This is a genomic window from Streptomyces camelliae (genome assembly GCF_027625935.1).
GTDB lineage: Bacteria > Actinomycetota > Actinomycetes > Streptomycetales > Streptomycetaceae > Streptomyces > Streptomyces camelliae.
Genome location: NZ_CP115300.1, coordinates 6,171,231 through 6,187,631, shown reverse-complemented (window position 1 = coordinate 6,187,631; position 16,401 = coordinate 6,171,231). Strand labels below are relative to the sequence as shown.

Annotated in this window: 15 protein-coding genes and 1 pseudogene; 4 read left to right on the top strand and 12 right to left on the bottom strand. The window is 71.9% G+C overall.

The annotated features are described in order from the left end of the window. Nucleotides 1–4: 4 nt before the first annotated feature. Nucleotides 5–478 (bottom strand): annotated as a pseudogene (locus O1G22_RS28320) (dihydrodipicolinate synthase family protein); the annotation flags it as partial. Between the two features lie 227 nt (nt 479–705). Here O1G22_RS28320 and O1G22_RS28315 point away from each other — a divergent pair. After that, complete coding sequence (locus O1G22_RS28315) at nt 706–1,860, top strand: RNA-guided endonuclease InsQ/TnpB family protein (protein WP_428986515.1); 1,155 nt, start codon at nt 706–708, stop codon at nt 1,858–1,860. A gap of 137 nt (nt 1,861–1,997) precedes the next feature. Here the strand turns inward: O1G22_RS28315 and O1G22_RS28310 are convergent, their stop codons facing one another. From O1G22_RS28310 to O1G22_RS28295, 4 genes are read right to left on the bottom strand one after another with little or no spacing between them, the layout of a single operon-like run. After that, entirely contained in the window at nt 1,998–3,038 is a 1,041-nt protein-coding gene (locus tag O1G22_RS28310; RefSeq protein WP_270083895.1) for an adenosine deaminase, read from the bottom strand. A 35-nt stretch (nt 3,039–3,073) separates the two neighbouring features. Beyond that, nucleotides 3,074–3,979, bottom strand: a complete 906-nt coding sequence (locus O1G22_RS28305) for a ribonuclease Z (protein ID WP_270083894.1) — start codon at nt 3,977–3,979, stop codon at nt 3,074–3,076. 6 nt (nt 3,980–3,985) lie between these two features. Continuing rightward, nucleotides 3,986–4,339, bottom strand: a complete 354-nt coding sequence (locus O1G22_RS28300; RefSeq protein ID WP_270083893.1) for a histidine triad nucleotide-binding protein — start codon at nt 4,337–4,339, stop codon at nt 3,986–3,988. A gap of 49 nt (nt 4,340–4,388) precedes the next feature. Further along, a complete protein-coding gene (locus tag O1G22_RS28295) occupies nt 4,389–7,589 on the bottom strand; it encodes a S41 family peptidase (RefSeq protein ID WP_270083892.1) in 3,201 nt (1,066 codons plus the stop codon). A 118-nt stretch (nt 7,590–7,707) separates the two neighbouring features. Here O1G22_RS28295 and O1G22_RS28290 point away from each other — a divergent pair, with 118 nt between their 5' ends. Next, nucleotides 7,708–8,082, top strand: a complete 375-nt coding sequence (locus tag O1G22_RS28290) for a hypothetical protein (protein WP_270083891.1) — start codon at nt 7,708–7,710, stop codon at nt 8,080–8,082. On the opposite strand, the gene O1G22_RS28285 is transcribed toward O1G22_RS28290, so the two are convergent. From O1G22_RS28285 to hrcA, 5 genes are all read right to left on the bottom strand, one after another. Beyond that, complete coding sequence (locus tag O1G22_RS28285) at nt 8,024–8,416, bottom strand: VOC family protein (RefSeq protein WP_225100951.1); 393 nt, start codon at nt 8,414–8,416, stop codon at nt 8,024–8,026. The genes O1G22_RS28290 and O1G22_RS28285 overlap by 59 nt on opposite strands. Before the next feature lie 36 nt (nt 8,417–8,452). After that, entirely contained in the window at nt 8,453–9,190 is a 738-nt protein-coding gene (locus O1G22_RS28280; protein ID WP_270083890.1) for a 16S rRNA (uracil(1498)-N(3))-methyltransferase, read from the bottom strand. After that, a complete protein-coding gene (locus O1G22_RS28275; protein ID WP_225100949.1) occupies nt 9,187–10,263 on the bottom strand; it encodes a nitronate monooxygenase in 1,077 nt (358 codons plus the stop codon). Before O1G22_RS28275 ends, O1G22_RS28280 begins: the two co-directional genes overlap by 4 nt. Nucleotides 10,264–10,602: 339 nt before the next feature. Continuing rightward, on the bottom strand, nt 10,603–11,739 hold the full coding sequence (dnaJ, locus tag O1G22_RS28270) for a molecular chaperone DnaJ (RefSeq protein WP_270083889.1): 1,137 nt from the start codon (nt 11,737–11,739) through the stop codon (nt 10,603–10,605). Next, nucleotides 11,740–12,756: a heat-inducible transcriptional repressor HrcA gene (hrcA, locus tag O1G22_RS28265; RefSeq protein ID WP_270083888.1), complete on the bottom strand. Its 1,017-nt coding sequence runs from the start codon at nt 12,754–12,756 to the stop codon at nt 11,740–11,742. It lies immediately after the preceding gene. A gap of 169 nt (nt 12,757–12,925) precedes the next feature. Between hrcA and O1G22_RS28260 the strand changes: the two genes are divergently transcribed. Beyond that, nucleotides 12,926–13,648 carry an MBL fold metallo-hydrolase gene (locus O1G22_RS28260; protein ID WP_270083887.1) on the top strand — a complete coding sequence of 241 codons (723 nt, stop codon included), beginning with the start codon at nt 12,926–12,928 and terminating at the stop codon, nt 13,646–13,648. A 34-nt stretch (nt 13,649–13,682) separates the two neighbouring features. After that, nucleotides 13,683–14,498 (top strand): DUF3097 domain-containing protein, encoded by an 816-nt coding sequence (locus O1G22_RS28255; protein ID WP_270083886.1) that lies wholly within the window; start codon nt 13,683–13,685, stop codon nt 14,496–14,498. Here O1G22_RS28255 and O1G22_RS28250 read toward each other — a convergent pair. Both O1G22_RS28250 and hemW read right to left on the bottom strand, forming a co-directional pair. Continuing rightward, on the bottom strand, nt 14,476–15,054 hold the full coding sequence (locus tag O1G22_RS28250; RefSeq protein WP_270083885.1) for a Uma2 family endonuclease: 579 nt from the start codon (nt 15,052–15,054) through the stop codon (nt 14,476–14,478). The two genes, O1G22_RS28255 and O1G22_RS28250, sit on opposite strands and share 23 nt — an antisense overlap. Before the next feature lie 99 nt (nt 15,055–15,153). Continuing rightward, nucleotides 15,154–16,386, bottom strand: coding sequence for a radical SAM family heme chaperone HemW (hemW, locus tag O1G22_RS28245; RefSeq protein ID WP_270083884.1), 1,233 nt, complete (start codon nt 16,384–16,386; stop codon nt 15,154–15,156). Nucleotides 16,387–16,401: the final 15 nt, after the last annotated feature.

The window sequence follows — 16,401 nt, the reverse complement described above, 5'->3', positions numbered from 1 at the left end:
GTCGTCACAGGGATGCTCCTACGAGTCGAGTCCGGCGGTGAGCAGGGCCTGGAGGTCGGCGAGGTCGGCGGGCGCGGGGTCGGTGAGCGGGGCGCGGACGGGTCCGACGCGCTGTCCGCGCAGCCGGGCGGCCGCCTTCACGAGGGACACGGCGTATCCGGGTGCGCGGTCGCGCAGTTCGACGAAGGGGACGTAGAACTCCCGCAGCAGTTTCGCCACTGCCCCCTGGTCCCCGTCCTTGAGCGCGGTGAAGAAGGCGCCGGCGATCTCGGGGGCGAAGGCGTGCACGGCGGAGGAGTAGGCGGGGACGCCGACGGTGGCGATGGGGTCCCCCCCCCGCGCGAGCGTGTTCGAGCGTGCGGGAGCGGGCCTGGACCTCGGCGGTGGCGGCGCCGTCGAAGAAGAGGAAGCCGTCGGGGGCGGCGAGGGTGAGGCGCTGGAGCCGGTCGAGGTCGCTGTGCACACCCTGCGCCATACCCTCCCGCAGCCGCCGTGCCACGCGCTGCGGACTCGGATCGCCGCCCACCTGACCATCTCCCATTGCGAATCGCTTCTACATATGAGAACCGAGGTTAGATACACGAACAGCGGCCGTCAACGGAAGGGCACACGAAAGTCGAACAATCGCCCTACCGGCCACCCGTTGTGGTGATCGCCGAGAAAATGGCGACCGTGCATGCGTATGCCGCACTAACGTCCAGACCCATGAAACTGGTGGTGCAGGTGAAACTGCTGCCGACGCCCGAGCAGGCGTCGGCGCTTGAAGCAACCCTGCGCGCCTGCAACCGAGCCGCCTCCTATGCCTCCACTATCGCCTTCGCCAAGGACCTCAAGAACCGCAACGGTCTTCAGAAGGAGGTCTACGCAGACCTGAAGGCAACCTTCGGTCTGTCCGCGCAGCCGGCGGTGCGGGCGGTGAAGAAGGTCGTCGACGCCTACGCAACCTTGAAGGCCAATCTACGGGCGGGGAACCTGGGCCCACCCACCTCCAAGCGGCACCGCAAGGCGATCGGCACCCCGATCGCCTTCCGCCCGAAGGCGGCCCAGCCGTTCGACGACCGCTGCCTGTCCTGGCAGTACGACGCACGTACCGTCTCCATTTGGACGGTGGACGGACGCGCGAAGGGCGTCCGGTTCGCCTGTTCATCCGACCAGCTCAAGACACTGGTGCAGTACCGCAAGGGTGAGAGCGACCTGGTCCAGCAGGGCGACAAGTGGTTCCTGGTGGCCACCTGCGACATCCCGGATCCCGAGGTGTACGAGCCGACTGACTGGATCGGCGTGGACCGCGGCATCTCGAACCTCGCCACCACCAGCGACGGAACCAACTACCAGGGCCGCCGTCTGGGCCGATACCGACGCTGGCAGGCCCGCAAACGCGCCGAACTGCAGGCCAAGCAGACACGCTCGGCCACCCGACGCCTTGCCCGCCGCGCACAAAAGGAACGCCGCCATGCCACGCACGTGAACCACCGGATCAGCAAGGAGATCGTGTCCGTCGCCCAACGCACCGTGCGTGGGATCGCCATCGAAGAACTCGGCAGCATCCGCGAGCGGGTACGGCTACGTCGCGACCAGCGGGGCACCTTCTCCTCCTGGCCCTTCCACCAACTCGGACAGCACCTCGCCTACAAGGCCAAGAAGGCCGGGGTGCCGTTCCTTGAAGTGGACGCGCGCCACACCTCGCAGCGCTGTCCGCGCTGCGGGCACACCGAGCGGGCCAACCGGCCCGCCCGGGACCACTTTCACTGTCGTCGGTGCGGGCTCGCTGGCCCGGCCGACGTCGTCGCCGGGGTCAACGTGCGCGACCGCGCACGCTCGGCGTGGGTGCTTGTCACCGCACCCGCACTCTGCCCCTGACAGCTACCAGGGGCAGAGTGGATGCGACCCGTGACCGTCCTGTCGTAGGGGACAGTCGGGAGCGCGACGAGGCGTGAACGACCGAGTACACAAGCTCGGCCGTTCGCGGCCGAGACGGTGACGGTCGGGTATCTCGATTACGACACCGCGTCGCCGAACTCGTACGCCTCGACCTCGGCGAGGTAACGGGCCCGCCGCTCCTCGTCGTCCTCCAGGAAGGAGGCGAGGAAGGAGTTGCGGGCCAGCTCGCGCAGGCGGTCCTCGGGCAGGCCCAAGGTCTGCTGCACGGCCGTGAAGTTGTCGCCCGCGTACCCGCCGAAGTAGGCCGGGTCGTCGGAGTTGACGGTGCACATGAGGCCGGCGTCGAGCATGGCGGGCAGCGGGTGGTCGGCGAGGGTGTCGACGGTCCGCAGCCGGACGTTGGACAGCGGGCACAGCGTCAGCGGGATCCGCTCCCGGACCAGCCGCTCGACCAGCGCCGGGTCCTCCATGCAGCGCAGCCCGTGGTCGACGCGCTCGACGCCGAGCACGTCCAGCGCCTCGGTGATGTACGCCGGCGGCCCTTCCTCGCCGGCGTGCGCGACCCGGCGCAGCCCGAGCGCGGCGGCCGCCTCGTACACCTCCCGGAACTTCACCGGCGGATGCCCGACCTCGGCGGAGTCGAGTCCGACTCCGGTGATCCGGTCGAGGTACGGCTTGGCGGCTTCGAGCGTCTCCAGGGCCGACTCGGCGGACTCGTCGCGCAGGAAGCAGAGGATCAGCCTGGTCGAGATGCCGTGGTTCCGCTCTCCCCCACGCTCGGCTTCGCTCGCACGGGGGGACCCCCAGCTGCCCAGCGCCCGCCACAGCCCCTCCACGACCGTGCCCATGGACACGCCCCGGGACAGGTGGGCCTGCGGGTCGAAGAAGATCTCCGCGTGCCGGACGCCCTGCGCGGCGGCCCGCGCGAGGTAGGCGTTCGCCAGGTCGGCGAAGTCCTGCTCGGTGCGCAGGACGGCCATGAGCTCGTAGTACAGGTTCAGGAAGGACTGGAGATCCTCGAAGTCGTACGCCTTGCGGAGCTCGTCCGTGGTCGCGTACGGGAGGGTCACACCGTTGCGGGCGGCCAGCTCGAACGCCAGCTCCGGCTCCAGGGTGCCTTCGATATGGAGGTGCAGTTCTGCTTTCGGGAGGGGCATCGACGTATCGTACGGGCGTTTTGCCGCCGATTGCTTTATCGCCGTTTCGGCACCGGCACCCGCAGCAGATCGTGCGCCACGGTCAGCTCGCCCTCGAAGCCGGCCGCCCGCGCCTGCCGCTCGAACTCCTCCGGCTCGGAATAACGCTGGCTGAAGTGGGTGAGGACCAGGTGCCGTACGCCCGCGTCCCGGGCCACGGCGCCGGCCTGACCTGCCGTCAGATGACCGTGTTCGATGGCGAGTTCCATGTCCTCGTCGAGGAACGTGGACTCGATCACCAGCAGGTCGCAGCCCTCCGCGAGCGCGTGCACGCCGTCGCAGAGCCGGGTGTCCATGACGAACGCGAACCGCTGCCCGCGCCGCACCTCGCTGACGTCCTCCAGCGTCACGTCCCCGAGCCGCCCGTCGCGCTGGAGCACGCCGACGTCCGGCCCCTTGATCCCGTGCGCGGCGAGCCGGTCGGGCAGCATGCGGCGGCCGTCGGGCTCGATGAGCCGGTAGCCGTAGGACTCGACCGGGTGCGAGAGCCTGCGCGCCTCCAGGGTGTACGCCGAGGTCACCGCGAGGATGCCGTCGGCGGCGACCGGCGCCTCGGTGACGCCGACCGTCTCCCGGTAGGCCGTCGCGTACCGCAGGCGGTCGAAGTAGCGCCGGCCGGAGCGCGGGTAGTGCGCGGTGATCTCGTGCGGCACCTGGTCGAGGTTGATCCGCTGGATGACGCCGGCGAGACCGAGGGAGTGGTCGCCGTGGAAGTGCGTGACACAGATCCGGTTCAGGTCGTGCGCGGCGACCCCGGCGCGCACCATCTGGCGCTGTGTGCCCTCGCCGGGGTCGAAGAGGATGCCTTCGCCGTCCCACCGCAGCAGGTAGCCGTTGTGGTTGCGGTGCCGGGTGGGGACCTGGCTGGCGGTGCCGAGGACCACCAATTCACGTACGGACACGACGGTTTACCCGGGGGGCCATTCCAGGCCACGGCCGCCGAGGACGTGCGCGTGGGCGTGCCACACGGTCTGACCGGCGCCGGAGCCCGTGTTGAAGACGATGCGGTAGCTGTCGAGCTTGTCCTCGTCCGCGACGGCCTGGGTCTCGCGCAGGACGTCCGCCGCCAGCTGCGGTGCTTCGGCGGCGAGAGTGGCCGCGTTCTTGTAGTGGGCCTTGGGGATCACGAGGACGTGGGTGGGGGCCTGGGGGTTTATGTCGCGGAAGGCGACGGTTGTCTCCGTCTCGCGGACGATCGTCGCCGGGATGTGCCCCGCGACGATCCTGCAGAACAGGCAGTCGTCCTGCGGTTCACCTGCCATGCCTGTGCCTCCTCACACCTGTGATCAGTACCGGTGCATCGTAGTCGTATCAGGCGGGCATTCCCGGCGGGGTTTTCGCGGGCCGCTCCTGAAGTGCCGCCAGCGCGAGCCTGATCGCCTCGTCCAGCTGGACGTCCCTCCCCGCCACCCAGTCCTGTGGCCGCTGTACGACCTCCACATCCGGCTCCACCCCGCGGTTCTCCACGTCCCACCCGTAACCCTCCAGCCAGATCGCGTACTTCGGCTGGGTGACCAGGGTGCCGTCGACCAGGCGGTAGCGGCTGTCGATGCCGATCACTCCGCCCCAGGTGCGGGTGCCGACGACCGGGCCGATGCCGAGGGCCTTGATCGCCGCGTTGACGATGTCGCCGTCGGAGCCGGAGAACTCGTTGGCGACGGCGACGACCGGGCCGCGCGGGGCGTCGAGGGGGTAGCTGGTGGGACGCATGCCGCGGGGGACGTCCCAGCCGACCACGCGGCGGGCCAGCTTCTCGACCACGAGCTGGGAGGTGTGGCCGCCGCGGTTCTCGCGGACGTCGACCACCAGGCCCTCGCGGGCGACCTCGACGCGCAGGTCGCGGTGGATCTGGGCCCAGCCGGGGGCCTGCATGTCGGGGACGTGGAGATAGCCGAGGCGGCCGCCGGAGGCCGTGTGGACGTGGGCGCGGCGGCCGGCGACCCAGTCGTGGTAGCGCAGGGGTTCCTCGTCGGCGATGGGGACGACCACGGTGTGGCGGGGTTCGCCGCCGCCCGCCGGGGAAACGGTCAGTTCCACCGGGTGGCCCGCCGTGCCGACGAGCAGCGGACCCGGGCCCGTCACCGGGTCGACCTGGTGCCCGGCCACGGCGATGATCGCGTCGCCGGGGCGGACCGCGACGCCGGGAGCGGCGAGCGGGGAGCGGGCGTCGGGGTCGGAGGTCTCCGACGGCAGGATGCGGTCGACACGCCAACTGCCGTCCGCGTGACGGGAGATGTCGGCGCCGAGCAGCCCGTGCCGGGCGCCGCCGCCCCGGCCGCCGGCGGGGATGACGTAGGCGTGCGAGGTACCCAGTTCGCCCTGTACCTCCCACAGGAGGTCGGTGAGGTCGCTGTGGGTGGCCAGGCGGGCGACGAGGGGGCGGTAGCGGTCGAGGACGCCCGTCCAGTCGGCGCCGCCGAGGTCGGGGCGCCAGAAGTGGTCGCGCATGAGGCGGCCGGTCTCGTCGTACATCTGGCGCCACTCGGCGGCCGGGTCGAGGGTCTGGCGGATGCGGGCGAGGTCGACGGTGACGCTGGTGTCGCCGTCGTCGTCGCTGCCGGTACGGCGGTCGCTGGGGGCGACCCGGAGCCGGCCGTCGCTCCACAGCAGGACGCGTTTGCCGTCGCCGCTGACCTCGATGTGGTCGACGTCGGAGGCGAGGTGTTCCAGGCGCCGCTGGGCGAGGTCGTAGCGCTCCAGCTCGGTGTGCGGGTCGGGGTCCTCGGGGCGGGCGCGGGTGGCGCCGAGAACGCCCTCCACGGGGTGGCGCAGCCAGAGGACGCCGTCCTTGGCGGCGCGGAGGGTGGAGTAGCGGCCGGCTTCCACCGGGAAGGGGACGATGCGGTCGGCGAGGCCTTCGAGGTCGATGCGGGTGGCGGGGGTGCCCTCGCTGTCGGGGGTCTCGTCCTTGTCCGGCGTCTCGAAGGGGCGGCCGTGGCGCTGCGGGCCGAAGGGTGAGGGGGTGGTGGCGGCCAGCGTGATCAGGTGCGGGCGGGCGCCGACCACGAAGGCGAGGTCGAAGACGTGCTCGTCGTAGACCGGGTCGAAGGCGCGGTTGGACAGGAACGCCAGATGCTTGCCGTCGAGGGTGAAGGCGGGGGCGTAGTCCATGAAGCGCAGCGGGGTCGCCTCGGTGACGGACAGGTCGGTGGTGTGGGCGAGGCGCAGCTGGGAGAGCGGGCGGGGGCCGGGGTGGGCCCAGGCGAGCCAGGCGGAGTCGGGGGAGAAGGCGAGCCCGGAGACCTCGCCGTCGTCGCTGCGGTCGACCTCACGGACCTCTCCGGTCTCCCGCTCGACGAGCAGCAGCCGCCCGTCGTGCGCGGCCACGGCGGCCCGGCTGCCGTCGGGAGCCATGGCGAGCTCCAGGACCCGGCCGAGCTGTCCGGCGGCGAGCCGGCGCGGGGTGGCGCCGGGGACGTTGCCCGTGGCGGGGGCGAACTCCAGGGCGTCGTCGCCCTCGGCGTCCGTCACCCACACCACCCACTCCTCGCCGTCGGCGCGGAAGGCGCGCGGCATCCGGGCGCGGACGCCGGGGGTGGCGGCGAGGGCGCGGGCGGGGCCGTAGCGGTGGGTGACCCAGTGGATCCCGCCGCGCACGCAGACGGCGCTGCCGCGCGCGGTGTGGTCGGGGGCGGCCGCGCCGAACCAGCGGGCTGCGTTCACCGGGCGGGGGCGCAGATCGACGCGTGGCCCGCCCAGGCGCACGTCCAGCCGGCGCGGCTCGGCGCCGTCCAGATCGTCCAGGAGCCACAGTTCACCGGCCGCGCCGTAGACGACCCGGGTGCCGTCACCGGCCGCGTGCCGGGCGTAGAAACCGTCGAGCGGGGTGTGGCGGCGCAGGTCGGAGCCGTCGGCGAGGGAGGAGTAGAGGGCGCCGGTGCCCTCGTGGTCGGAGAGGAAGGCGATGCGGTCGCCGGCCCAGACCGGGCACTCGATGTTCCCGTCGAGCTCCGCGTGGAGCCGGACGAACTCACCGTCCCCGTCGGGGTCGATCCACAGCTTGCCCGCCGTACCGCCCCGGTAGCGCTTCCAGTAGGCGGCCTCGCGGCCCATCGGCGCGGACAGCAGCACGGTGGCCGGCCCGAGCGCCACATCGCCGACCGGGCCGTACGGCAGGGTCTCGGCGGGGCCGCCGTCCAGCGGGACGGCGTACGCCCAGGTCTGCCGGAGGCTGGGCCGGCCCTGCGCGCCGAGCGCGAGCACCCGCCCGTCGGGCGTCCAGCCCCGCACCTCCGTACGGCGGTTGCCCCAGTACGTCAGCCGCTCGGCGGGGCCTCCGTCGACGGGAGCGACATGCACCTCGGGCGCGCCGTCCCGGCCGGAGGTCCAGGCGAGGAACCGTCCGTCCGGGGATATCCGGGGCTGGGTCACGGGCCGGTTGTCGGCACTGACCCGCCAGGCCCGGCCGCCGTCGAGGGGCGCGAGCCATACGTCGTCCTCGGCGACGAAAGCCACCAAGTCGCCGTGCAGATGGGGGAATCGGAGATAGCCCGTCGAAGCGCCCTGAGTCACCCCGTCACTGTACGCAGCGACGGCGGGTACGCGCCCCCCGTTTCGATCACTTGCCCTCGGCTGCCCGCGGCCCGTGTTCCCGAAGCGGCGTCGCCGGTGAAGCGCCTACGCTGGGCGGATGCGCAGCGAACGCAGGCTCAGGCGGCTCGTGCTGCCGGACGGGACCGAGTACCGGTGGACGGTCCGGCACCGGCACCGGGACGGCGGCCCCTGCCAGGAGGTGCTGACGCTGTACCGGGACGGGACCCCGACCCGGATCGTGTTCCCGGGCACCGGCGGTGCCTACGGGCACTCGGGCCTCGTCGCCGACCACCGCGGGAACGCCCTCGATCTGCACGAGCCCGGCGTCGTACGGGCGTTCGCGGACGCGGTACGGCGGCTGCGGCCGGCACCCGGCGACGTGGACGGCCGGGCCCTGCTGCCCGGCGTCGCCGTCAGCCGCGCAGCAGCAGCCACTGCTGAAGCTCCACCAGGTTCCCCTCCGGGTCCTTGAGGTGGGCCACGCGCATGCGGTCGGTCATGGGGGCCGGGCCGTGCAGCAGGGCGGCGCCGCGGGAGGTGATCTCGGCGCAGTAGGCGTCGAGGTCGTCCACGCGCAGCACCACCAGGGAGCGGTGCCCGGTGGCGGTCTCGCCCAGCTCGTCCAGGATCTCCGCCATCATCGCCCGGTCCTGCAGGGCGATCCCGGCGGAGCCGGTGTGCGGGCTGAACTTCTCGTACGGCCCCTCGGTCGCGCCGGACTGCGGCTTCAGGCCGAGGACGTCGGCGTAGAAGCGGTAGCACGCGGCGAAGTCGGTGACCAGGAGCCGGACTTGGGCGAGTTCCACGGTGTCCCCCAGATGTGTGTCAGAACCAGTTGTGTGTCAGGACCAGCGGCCGGTACGGCCCAGCAGCAGGGCCGCGGCGGCGGTGCCGGCGGTGGAGGTGCGCAACACGGTGGGCCCGAGGACGTACGGCCGCGCACCCGCCTCGGCGAACAGGGCCAGCTCCTCGGGTGAGACGCCCCCTTCGGGGCCGACGACCAGCACGATCTCGCCGTCCGCGGGGAGTTCGGCGGTGGCCAGGCGCTCCTCGCCGCTCTCGTGGAGGACGGCGGCGAAGTCGGCCGTGGCGAGCAGTGCCCCGATCTGCTTGGTCGTCGCCGCGTCCGCGACCTCGGGGAAGCGGACCCGGCGGGACTGCTTGCCGGCCTCGCGGGCGGTGGCCCGCCACTTGCCGAGCGCCTTCAGTCCGCGCTCGCCCTTCCACTGGGTGATGCAGCGCGACGCCTGCCAGGGCACGATCGCGTCGACGCCGACCTCGGTCATCGTCTCCACGGCCACCTCGCCCCGGTCGCCCTTGGGCAGGGCCTGGACGACGGTGATGCGCGGGGCGGCCGGCGGCTCCTCGTGGACGGACTCGACGGTCACGACGAGCCGGTCCTTGCCCTCGGCCGCCTTGACGACGCCCTCGGCCCAGCGGCCCTGCCCGTCGGTGAGGACGACGTCCTCACCCGGCCGCAGCCGCTTCACGGAGACGGCGTGCCTCCCCTCGGGGCCCTCCAGCACGAACTCCGGCCCCACACGGTCGAGTTGGTCGACGACGAAGACGGGTGCGGTCATCGCGCGTCACCCCCGGCCGACAACGCTGTCCGGGCGGCGGCGAGTTCGGCCGCCAGCACCTCCACCAGCTCCCCGGCCGGCAGCTCCCGGGCCAGCCGGTGGCCCTGGCCCGCCCACAGCGCCATGCCCTGCGCGTCCCCGGCCTTGGCGGCGGCCTTGCGCAGCGGCGAGGTGAGGTGGTGGATCTCCGGGTAGGCGGCGGGGGCGTACGGGCCGTGCTCGCGCAGGAAGCGGTTGACCAGTCCGCGGGCCGGCCGGCCGGAGAAGGCGCGGGTCAACTCGGTGCGCGCGAACAGGGGGTTGGTCAGCGCCTGCTTGTGCAGGGCGTGGGCGCCGGACTCGGGGGTGGCGAGGAAGGCGGTGCCCAGCTGGGCCGCGCTCGCGCCCGCCGCGAGGACGGCGGCGATCTGGCCGCCGCGCATGATGCCGCCGGCGGCGACGATCGGCAGGCTCACGGCCTCGCGGATCTGCGCGACCAGCGACAGCAGGCCGATGCCCGAGCCGTCGTTCTCGGGCAGGTCCCGGTGCGTCCCCTGATGACCGCCGGCCTCCACGCCCTGCGCGATCACCGCGTCGGCCCCGGCCCTCTCGACCGCGCGGGCCTCCTCGGCGGTGGTGGCGGTGACCAGGGTGACGGTGCCGGCCCGGCGCAGCCGGTCGAGGACGTCGCCGTCCGGCACGCCGAAGTGGAAGGAGACCACCGGCACCGGGTTGTCGAGGAGTACGGCGAGCTTGGCGTCGTAGCCGTCGTCCCGGCCGCTGTCCGGGTCGCCCAGCTCGGTCTCGTACCAGGCGGCCTCGCCGGCCAGCTGATGCGCGTAGACCTCGACGGCGCCGGACTCGGCATACTCGGGCTGCGGCATGAACACGTTCACCCCGAAGGGGCGGCTCGTGAGCCCCCTCAGCTGCTTGATCTCCCGGTACATCCCGTCGGCGGTCTTGTAACCGGCGGCGAGAAACCCGAGACCACCGGCCTCGGACACGGCGGCGGCGAGCTGCGGGACGGAGACACCGCCCGCCATGGGGGCCTGCACGATCGGGTGGGGGAAGAGATCGGTCAGCGCGGAGGACATGACCGCATGTTGTCACGTCCTTCGAACAAGTCCGAATCCGGGCGTCCGATGGCATAGGACAGGGGCATACAGGGTGCCGAAGCTCCCGGTACGCCCCTGATCCCGAAGGGCTCAGCGCCCGTTGAACGCATCCTTCAGCCGCGAGAACAACCCCTGCTGTCCCGGCTGACCGTGCCTGCCCGGGGGCCAACCCCCGGACCCCCGGCCACCCTGCAGCACCACGTGTCAGCGCCCGTTGAACGCATCCTTCAGCCGCGAGAACAACCCCTGCTGTCCCGGCTGACCGTGCCTGCCCGGGGGCCAACCCCCGGACCCCCGGCCACCCTGCAGCACCACGTGTCAGCGCCCGTTGAACGCATCCTTCAGCCGCGAGAACAACCCCTGCTGTCCCGGCTGGAACTGCCCCTGTGGCCGTTCCTCGCCGCGCAGCTTGGCCAGCTCGCGCAGCAGCCGTTCCTGCTCGGGGTCCAGCTTGGTCGGGGTCTGGACCTCGACGTGGACGACCAGGTCACCCCGGCCGCCGCCGCGCAGATGCGTGACGCCCCGGTTGTGCAGCGGGATCGACTGGCCGGACTGGGTGCCGGGCCGGATGTCGACCTCCTCCATGCCGTCCAGGGTCTCCAGCGGCACCTTGGTACCGAGGGCCGCGGCCGTCATCGGGATCGTCACCGTGCAGTGCAGGTCGTCGCCGCGCCGCTGGAAGGTCGTGTGCGGCAGCTCGTGGATCTCGACGTACAGGTCACCGGCCGGACCGCCGCCCGGCCCGACCTCGCCCTCGCCGGCGAGCTGGATCCGGGTGCCGTTGTCGACACCGGCCGGGATCTTGACGGTCAGCGTGCGACGCGAGCGGACGCGGCCGTCGCCGGCGCACTCCGGGCACGGGGTCGGCACGACCGTGCCGAAGCCCTGGCACTGGGGGCAGGGCCGCGACGTCATGACCTGGCCCAGGAAGGACCGGGTGACCTGCGAGACCTCACCGCGACCACGGCACATGTCACACGTCTGAGCGGACGTGCCCGGGGCCGCGCCCTCGCCGTTGCAGGTGTTGCAGACGACCGCGGTGTCGACCTGGATGTCCTTGGTCGTCCCGAAGGCCGCCTCGTCCAGCTCGACCTCGATGCGGATCATCGCGTCCTGGCCGCGCCGGGTGCGCGAGCGCGGCCCGCGCTGCGACGCCGTGCCGAAGAACGCGTCCATGATGTCGGAGAAGTTGCCGAAGCCACCGGCCCCGAAGCCGCCCGCGCCCGCACCGCCCGCCGCGGAGAGCGGGTCGCCGCCGAGGTCGTAGACCTGCTTCTTCTGCGGGTCCGACAGCACCTCGTAAGCGGCGTTGATCTCCTTGAACCGCTCCTGGGTCTTCGGGTCCGGGTTGACGTCCGGGTGCAGCTCGCGCGCGAGCCGGCGGAACGCCTTCTTGATCTCATCCTGCGACGCGTCGCGGCGCACGCCGAGAACGGCGTAGTAGTCCGTGGCCACTTACGACTCCGCCAGGATCTGTCCGACGTACCGTGCCACTGCGCGTACCGCTCCCATCGTTCCCGGGTAGTCCATGCGGGTCGGTCCGACCACGCCGAGCTTGGCAACCGCCTCGCCGCCCGAACCGTAGCCGACCGACACGACGGAGGTGGAGTTGAGTCCCTCATGGGCGTTCTCGTGCCCGATGCGCACCATCACGCCCGGATCCTTCGCCTCGCCGAGGAGCTTGAGGAGCACGACGTGCTCCTCCAGAGCCTCCAGGACGGGCCGGATCGTGAGGGGGAAGTCATGTCCGAAGCGGGTGAGATTGGCGGTGCCGCCGATCATCAGCCGCTCCTCGTTCTCCTCCACGAGTGTCTCCAGCAGAGTGGAGAGCACCGTGGAGACCGTACCGCGGTCCTCCGGCTCGAAGGCGTCCGGGAGGTCCTCGACCAGCTTCGGCACGTCCGTGAACCGGCGGCCCGCGACCCTGCTGTTCAGCCGGGCCCGCAGATCCGCCAGCGAGGCCTCGCCGAACGGCGCCGGGCAGTCCACCATCCGCTGCTCGACCCGGCCGGTGTCCGTGATCAGCACGAGCATCACGCGCGCCGGGGCGAGCGAGAGCAGCTCCACGTGCCGGACGGTGGACCGGGTCAGGGACGGGTACTGCACGACGGCGACCTGCCGCGTGAGCTGCGCGAGCAGCCGTACCGTACGGGCCACCACGTCGTCGAGGTCGACGGCGCCCTCCAGGAAGTTCTGGATGGCCCGCCGCTCGGGCGCGGTCATGGGCTTGACCCCGGCGAGCTTGTCGACGAACAGCCGGTAGCCCTTGTCCGTCGGGATGCGCCCGGCGCTGGTGTGCGGCTGGGCGATGAACCCCTCGTCCTCCAGGGCCGCCATGTCGTTGCGGACGGTCGCCGGGGACACCCCGAGGTTGTGCCGCTCGGTCAGGGCCTTGGAGCCGACCGGCTCCTCGGTCCCGACGTAGTCCTGGACGATGGCGCGCAGCACCTGAAGCCTGCGTTCACTCAGCATGCGCGCGCACCTCCAGCACGTCGTCCCCTCGCCCGCTCGTCCGTCGGGTCGGCCGCCTGGCACTCTTCCCATGCGAGTGCCAGCATTCCCGGCCCCAGTGTACGGCTGTCGGGTACACCCTGGGCAAGGTCGCCGTCGTCGTCCCGGCTTGTGAGGCTAGCGTCGCGGTATGACCGTGACTTGGGAAGAGCTGGGCTGGGAGCGGCTGGCCGCCGGGGTCGGGCGGTGCCGGCTGCCCGGCTGGGACTGCACCGTGGGGCTGGTCCTCGGAGAGAGTACGGCGCTCATGGTCGACGCCGGGTCGAGTCTGGCCGAAGGCGCCCGGCTACGGGGGCGGGCGGAGGAACTGGCGGGCGGCCGTGTGACTCATCTCGCGCTCACGCACCCCCATTTCGATCACGTCTTCGGGGCGCCGGCCTTCGCCGGGACGGAGATCTACGCGGCGGTGGGCGTCGACGCGGTGTTCACCCACGAACGCGAGGAGCTGCGCCTGGACGCGATCAGAAACGGCCTGGACGTGCGGGAGGCCGACGAGGCGGCGGACGCGCTGGTCCCGCCCGGCCATCAGGTCTCGGGCGAGTGGACGCTGGACCTGGGCGCCGGCCGCCAGGCCCTGCTGGCCAACGTGGGCCCGGGTCACACGGCCCACGACCTGGCGGTCCTGATCCCCGGCGACCGGGAGGTGGTCTTCTGCGGCGACCTGGTCGAGGAGTCCGGCGAGCCCCAGGCGGGCCCGGACGCGGTCCCGTCCCGCTGGCCGGACGCCCTGGACCGGCTGCTGGCACTGGGCGGTGAGGACGCTCTGTACGTACCGGGTCACGGAGCGGTGGTGGACGCGGCGTTCGTACGCCGGCAACGCGATCGGCTGGCGGCCCGTTTCGGCGTGTCGTGAGCGAGGGAGGGCCGCTTCTCCTATGGTCATCCGAATGCGCCAGTACTCCGCCGATCTGACCCCGCCGTGGAAGAAGCAGCAGCCCGTGCCGGAGGTACCGGCGGAGCCGGGCCTGGTGGTGGAGGAGCCCGGCACCGGGTTCTGCGGGGCGGTGATCCGCTGCGAGGCGGGCACGGTGACCCTGGAGGACCGCTTCGGCAAGCACCGCGTCTTCCCGCTGGAGCCACGCGGCTTCCTGCTGGAGGGCAGGGTGGTGACGTTGGTCCGCCCGTCCGCACCGGCTCCGGTGCGACCCGCCCGTACGGCCTCCGGTTCGGTCGCCGTCCCCGGCGCCCGCGCGCGCGTGGCCCGTGCCGGCCGTATCTACGTCGAGGGCCGGCACGACGCCGAACTGGTCGAGAAGGTCTGGGGCGACGACCTGCGCATCGAGGGCGTGGTCGTGGAGTACCTGGAGGGCGTGGACGACCTGCCGTCGATCGTCGCGGAGTTCCGCCCAGGCCCGGACGCGCGCCTGGGTGTCCTGGTGGACCACTTGGTGCCGGGCACGAAGGAGTGGCGGATCGCGGAGGCGGTGACGAGTGAACACGCGCTGGTGGTCGGCCACCCGTACATCGACATCTGGGAGGCGGTGAAGCCGTCGTCCCTGGAGATCGCCGGGTGGCCCCGCGTCCCGCACGGCCAGGACTGGAAGACGGGAGTGTGCCGTGCGCTGGGCTGGCCGTCGGAGAACACGGGCGCGGTGTGGCAGGCGATTCTGAAGCGGGTGGGGTCTTACAAGGACCTGGAGCCGGAGTTGCTGGGGAGGGTGGAGGAGCTGATCGACTTTGTTACGGGTAGCGGTGGGGCCTGACGTTGAGATACGTGCCGAACTCGCTGGTGTCCAATTCAAGCTCCAGATCCTCCAGCGGCAGCGGCGCGCCGAACTTGGTGATCTGCTGCCTCTGGTAGTCGGCGTTCTCCCCCTTCCCGACGGGCCTTGTCAGCAGGACGCACTGCGCCATGATCGGGTCCACGATGAGGTAGGCAGGCACCTCGCCAGCGGCGTAGATCGACCGCTTGATTTCGTAGTCCCGCTGCACGCTGGTCTTGGAGACCACCTCGACCACCATCGTGACCAGCTGCGACGGCAGCAGGCGGCCTGAGTCCGGGGCAACACCGCGTTCCACCACCACCAAGTCCGGAATGGGCTCGCTGGTCTCATCGATGATGTCCACGTCCGTCACCTGAAGCCGTTCCCAGCGCTTACGCGGGATCTGGTCCACCACGTCCGCCACGATCCGGTTGTGCACCAGATCAGGAGTGGCCATCATCACGATTTCCCCCCGGAGGAGTTCGGCCTTGATGCCCTCGGGAGGCTCGAACTCCTCGAAGAACTTGGCAATCCCACGCTCGTCCACAGCGGTCATCTCCGTGGCCTCCACATCCGCCGCGTACTTTTAGCGGCAGCCTACGAACCAGGTTAGGGACCGAACCGGCGTTCCGGGGCCATTCACTCGCCCGAGTGATCAATCCACCAGATCCCGCACCACCGCATCCGCCAGCAACCGCCCCCGCAGCGTCAGCACGGCCCGCCCCTCCTCGTACGGGCCTTCCTGGAGCAGCCCCTCCCCCAGCGCACGCCGGGACGCCGCAAGCCCCTCCTCCTTCAGCAAGGGCAGCGGCACCCCCTCCCGCAGCCTCAGCTCCAGCAGGATCCGCTCCACCCGCCGGTCCTCCTCGGACAGGAGCTCGCGGCCCGCCCCCGGCGAGCGGCCGGAGGCGAGGGCCGCCGCGTACGCCCCCGGATGCTTCACGTTCCACCAGCGCACCCCGCCCACGTGGGAGTGCGCGCCGGGGCCCGCGCCCCACCAGTCGGCGCCGCGCCAGTACAGCTCGTTGTGCAGGCAGCGGCCCGCCTCCGAGGTGGCCCAGTTGGAGACCTCGTACCAGTCGAAGCCCGCCTCCGACAGCACCGACTCCGCGATCAGGTAGCGGTCGGCGTGCACGTCGTCGTCGGTCATCGGGACCTCGCCCCGGCGGATACGACGAGCCAGCTGCGTGCCCTCCTCGACGATCAGCGCGTACGCGCTGATGTGATCCGGCCCGGCGCCGATCGCCGCTTCCAGCGAGGCCCGCCAGTCGTCGTCGCTCTCCCCCGGCGTGCCGTAGATCAGGTCGAGGTTGACGTGCTCGAAGCCCGCGGCCTTCGCCTCCGCCACGCAACGCTCGGGGCGGCCCGGAGTGTGCGTACGGTCGAGCACGCGCAGCACGTGCTGCCTGGCGCTCTGCATGCCGAAGGAGATCCGGTTGAAGCCGCCCTCGCGGAGGGTCGCCAGGTAGGCGGGGTCGACCGATTCCGGGTTGGCCTCCGTCGTCACCTCCGCGTCCGGCGCCAGGCCGAACTCGTCGCGGATCGCGCCCAGCATCCGTACCAGGTCGTCGGCGGCCAGCAGCGTCGGCGTACCGCCCCCGACGAAGACCGTACGGACCTCGCGCGGGTCGTCGCCGAGCACCTTCCGGGCGAGGCGGATCTCGTCGGTCAGGGTGTCCGCGTAGTTGTCGCGGGACGCCAGCACCCCGCCCGTGCCGCGCAGCTCGGTCGCGGTGTAGGTGTTGAAGTCGCAGTAGCCGCAGCGGGTCGCGCAGTACGGCACGTGCAGATAGAAGCCGAGCGGGCGGCCCGGGGCCCCGGCGAGCGCGGACGCGGGGAGCGCGCCGTCGGTGGGGACGGGTTCGCCGTCGGGGAGTGCGGAAGGCATGTCCTCCATTGTCCA

What these genes read in the sequence shown, in the direction of transcription:
- O1G22_RS28290 (WP_270083891.1), top strand. Translation starts at nt 7,708, where the DNA reads ATGCGCAGCGAACGCAGGCTCAGGCGGCTCGTGCTGCCGGACGGGACC.
- O1G22_RS28275 (WP_225100949.1), bottom strand. Translation starts at nt 10,263, where the DNA reads ATGTCCTCCGCGCTGACCGATCTCTTCCCCCACCCGATCGTGCAGGCC.
- O1G22_RS28250 (WP_270083885.1), bottom strand. Translation starts at nt 15,054, where the DNA reads ATGACCGCTGTGGACGAGCGTGGGATTGCCAAGTTCTTCGAGGAGTTC.
- hemW (WP_270083884.1), bottom strand. Translation starts at nt 16,386, where the DNA reads ATGCCTTCCGCACTCCCCGACGGCGAACCCGTCCCCACCGACGGCGCG.
- O1G22_RS28315 (WP_428986515.1), top strand. Translation starts at nt 706, where the DNA reads ATGAAACTGGTGGTGCAGGTGAAACTGCTGCCGACGCCCGAGCAGGCG.
- O1G22_RS28300 (WP_270083893.1), bottom strand. Translation starts at nt 4,339, where the DNA reads ATGGCAGGTGAACCGCAGGACGACTGCCTGTTCTGCAGGATCGTCGCG.
- O1G22_RS28310 (WP_270083895.1), bottom strand. Translation starts at nt 3,038, where the DNA reads ATGCCCCTCCCGAAAGCAGAACTGCACCTCCATATCGAAGGCACCCTG.
- O1G22_RS28280 (WP_270083890.1), bottom strand. Translation starts at nt 9,190, where the DNA reads ATGACCGCACCCGTCTTCGTCGTCGACCAACTCGACCGTGTGGGGCCG.
- O1G22_RS28255 (WP_270083886.1), top strand. Translation starts at nt 13,683, where the DNA reads ATGCGCCAGTACTCCGCCGATCTGACCCCGCCGTGGAAGAAGCAGCAG.
- hrcA (WP_270083888.1), bottom strand. Translation starts at nt 12,756, where the DNA reads ATGCTGAGTGAACGCAGGCTTCAGGTGCTGCGCGCCATCGTCCAGGAC.
- O1G22_RS28260 (WP_270083887.1), top strand. Translation starts at nt 12,926, where the DNA reads ATGACCGTGACTTGGGAAGAGCTGGGCTGGGAGCGGCTGGCCGCCGGG.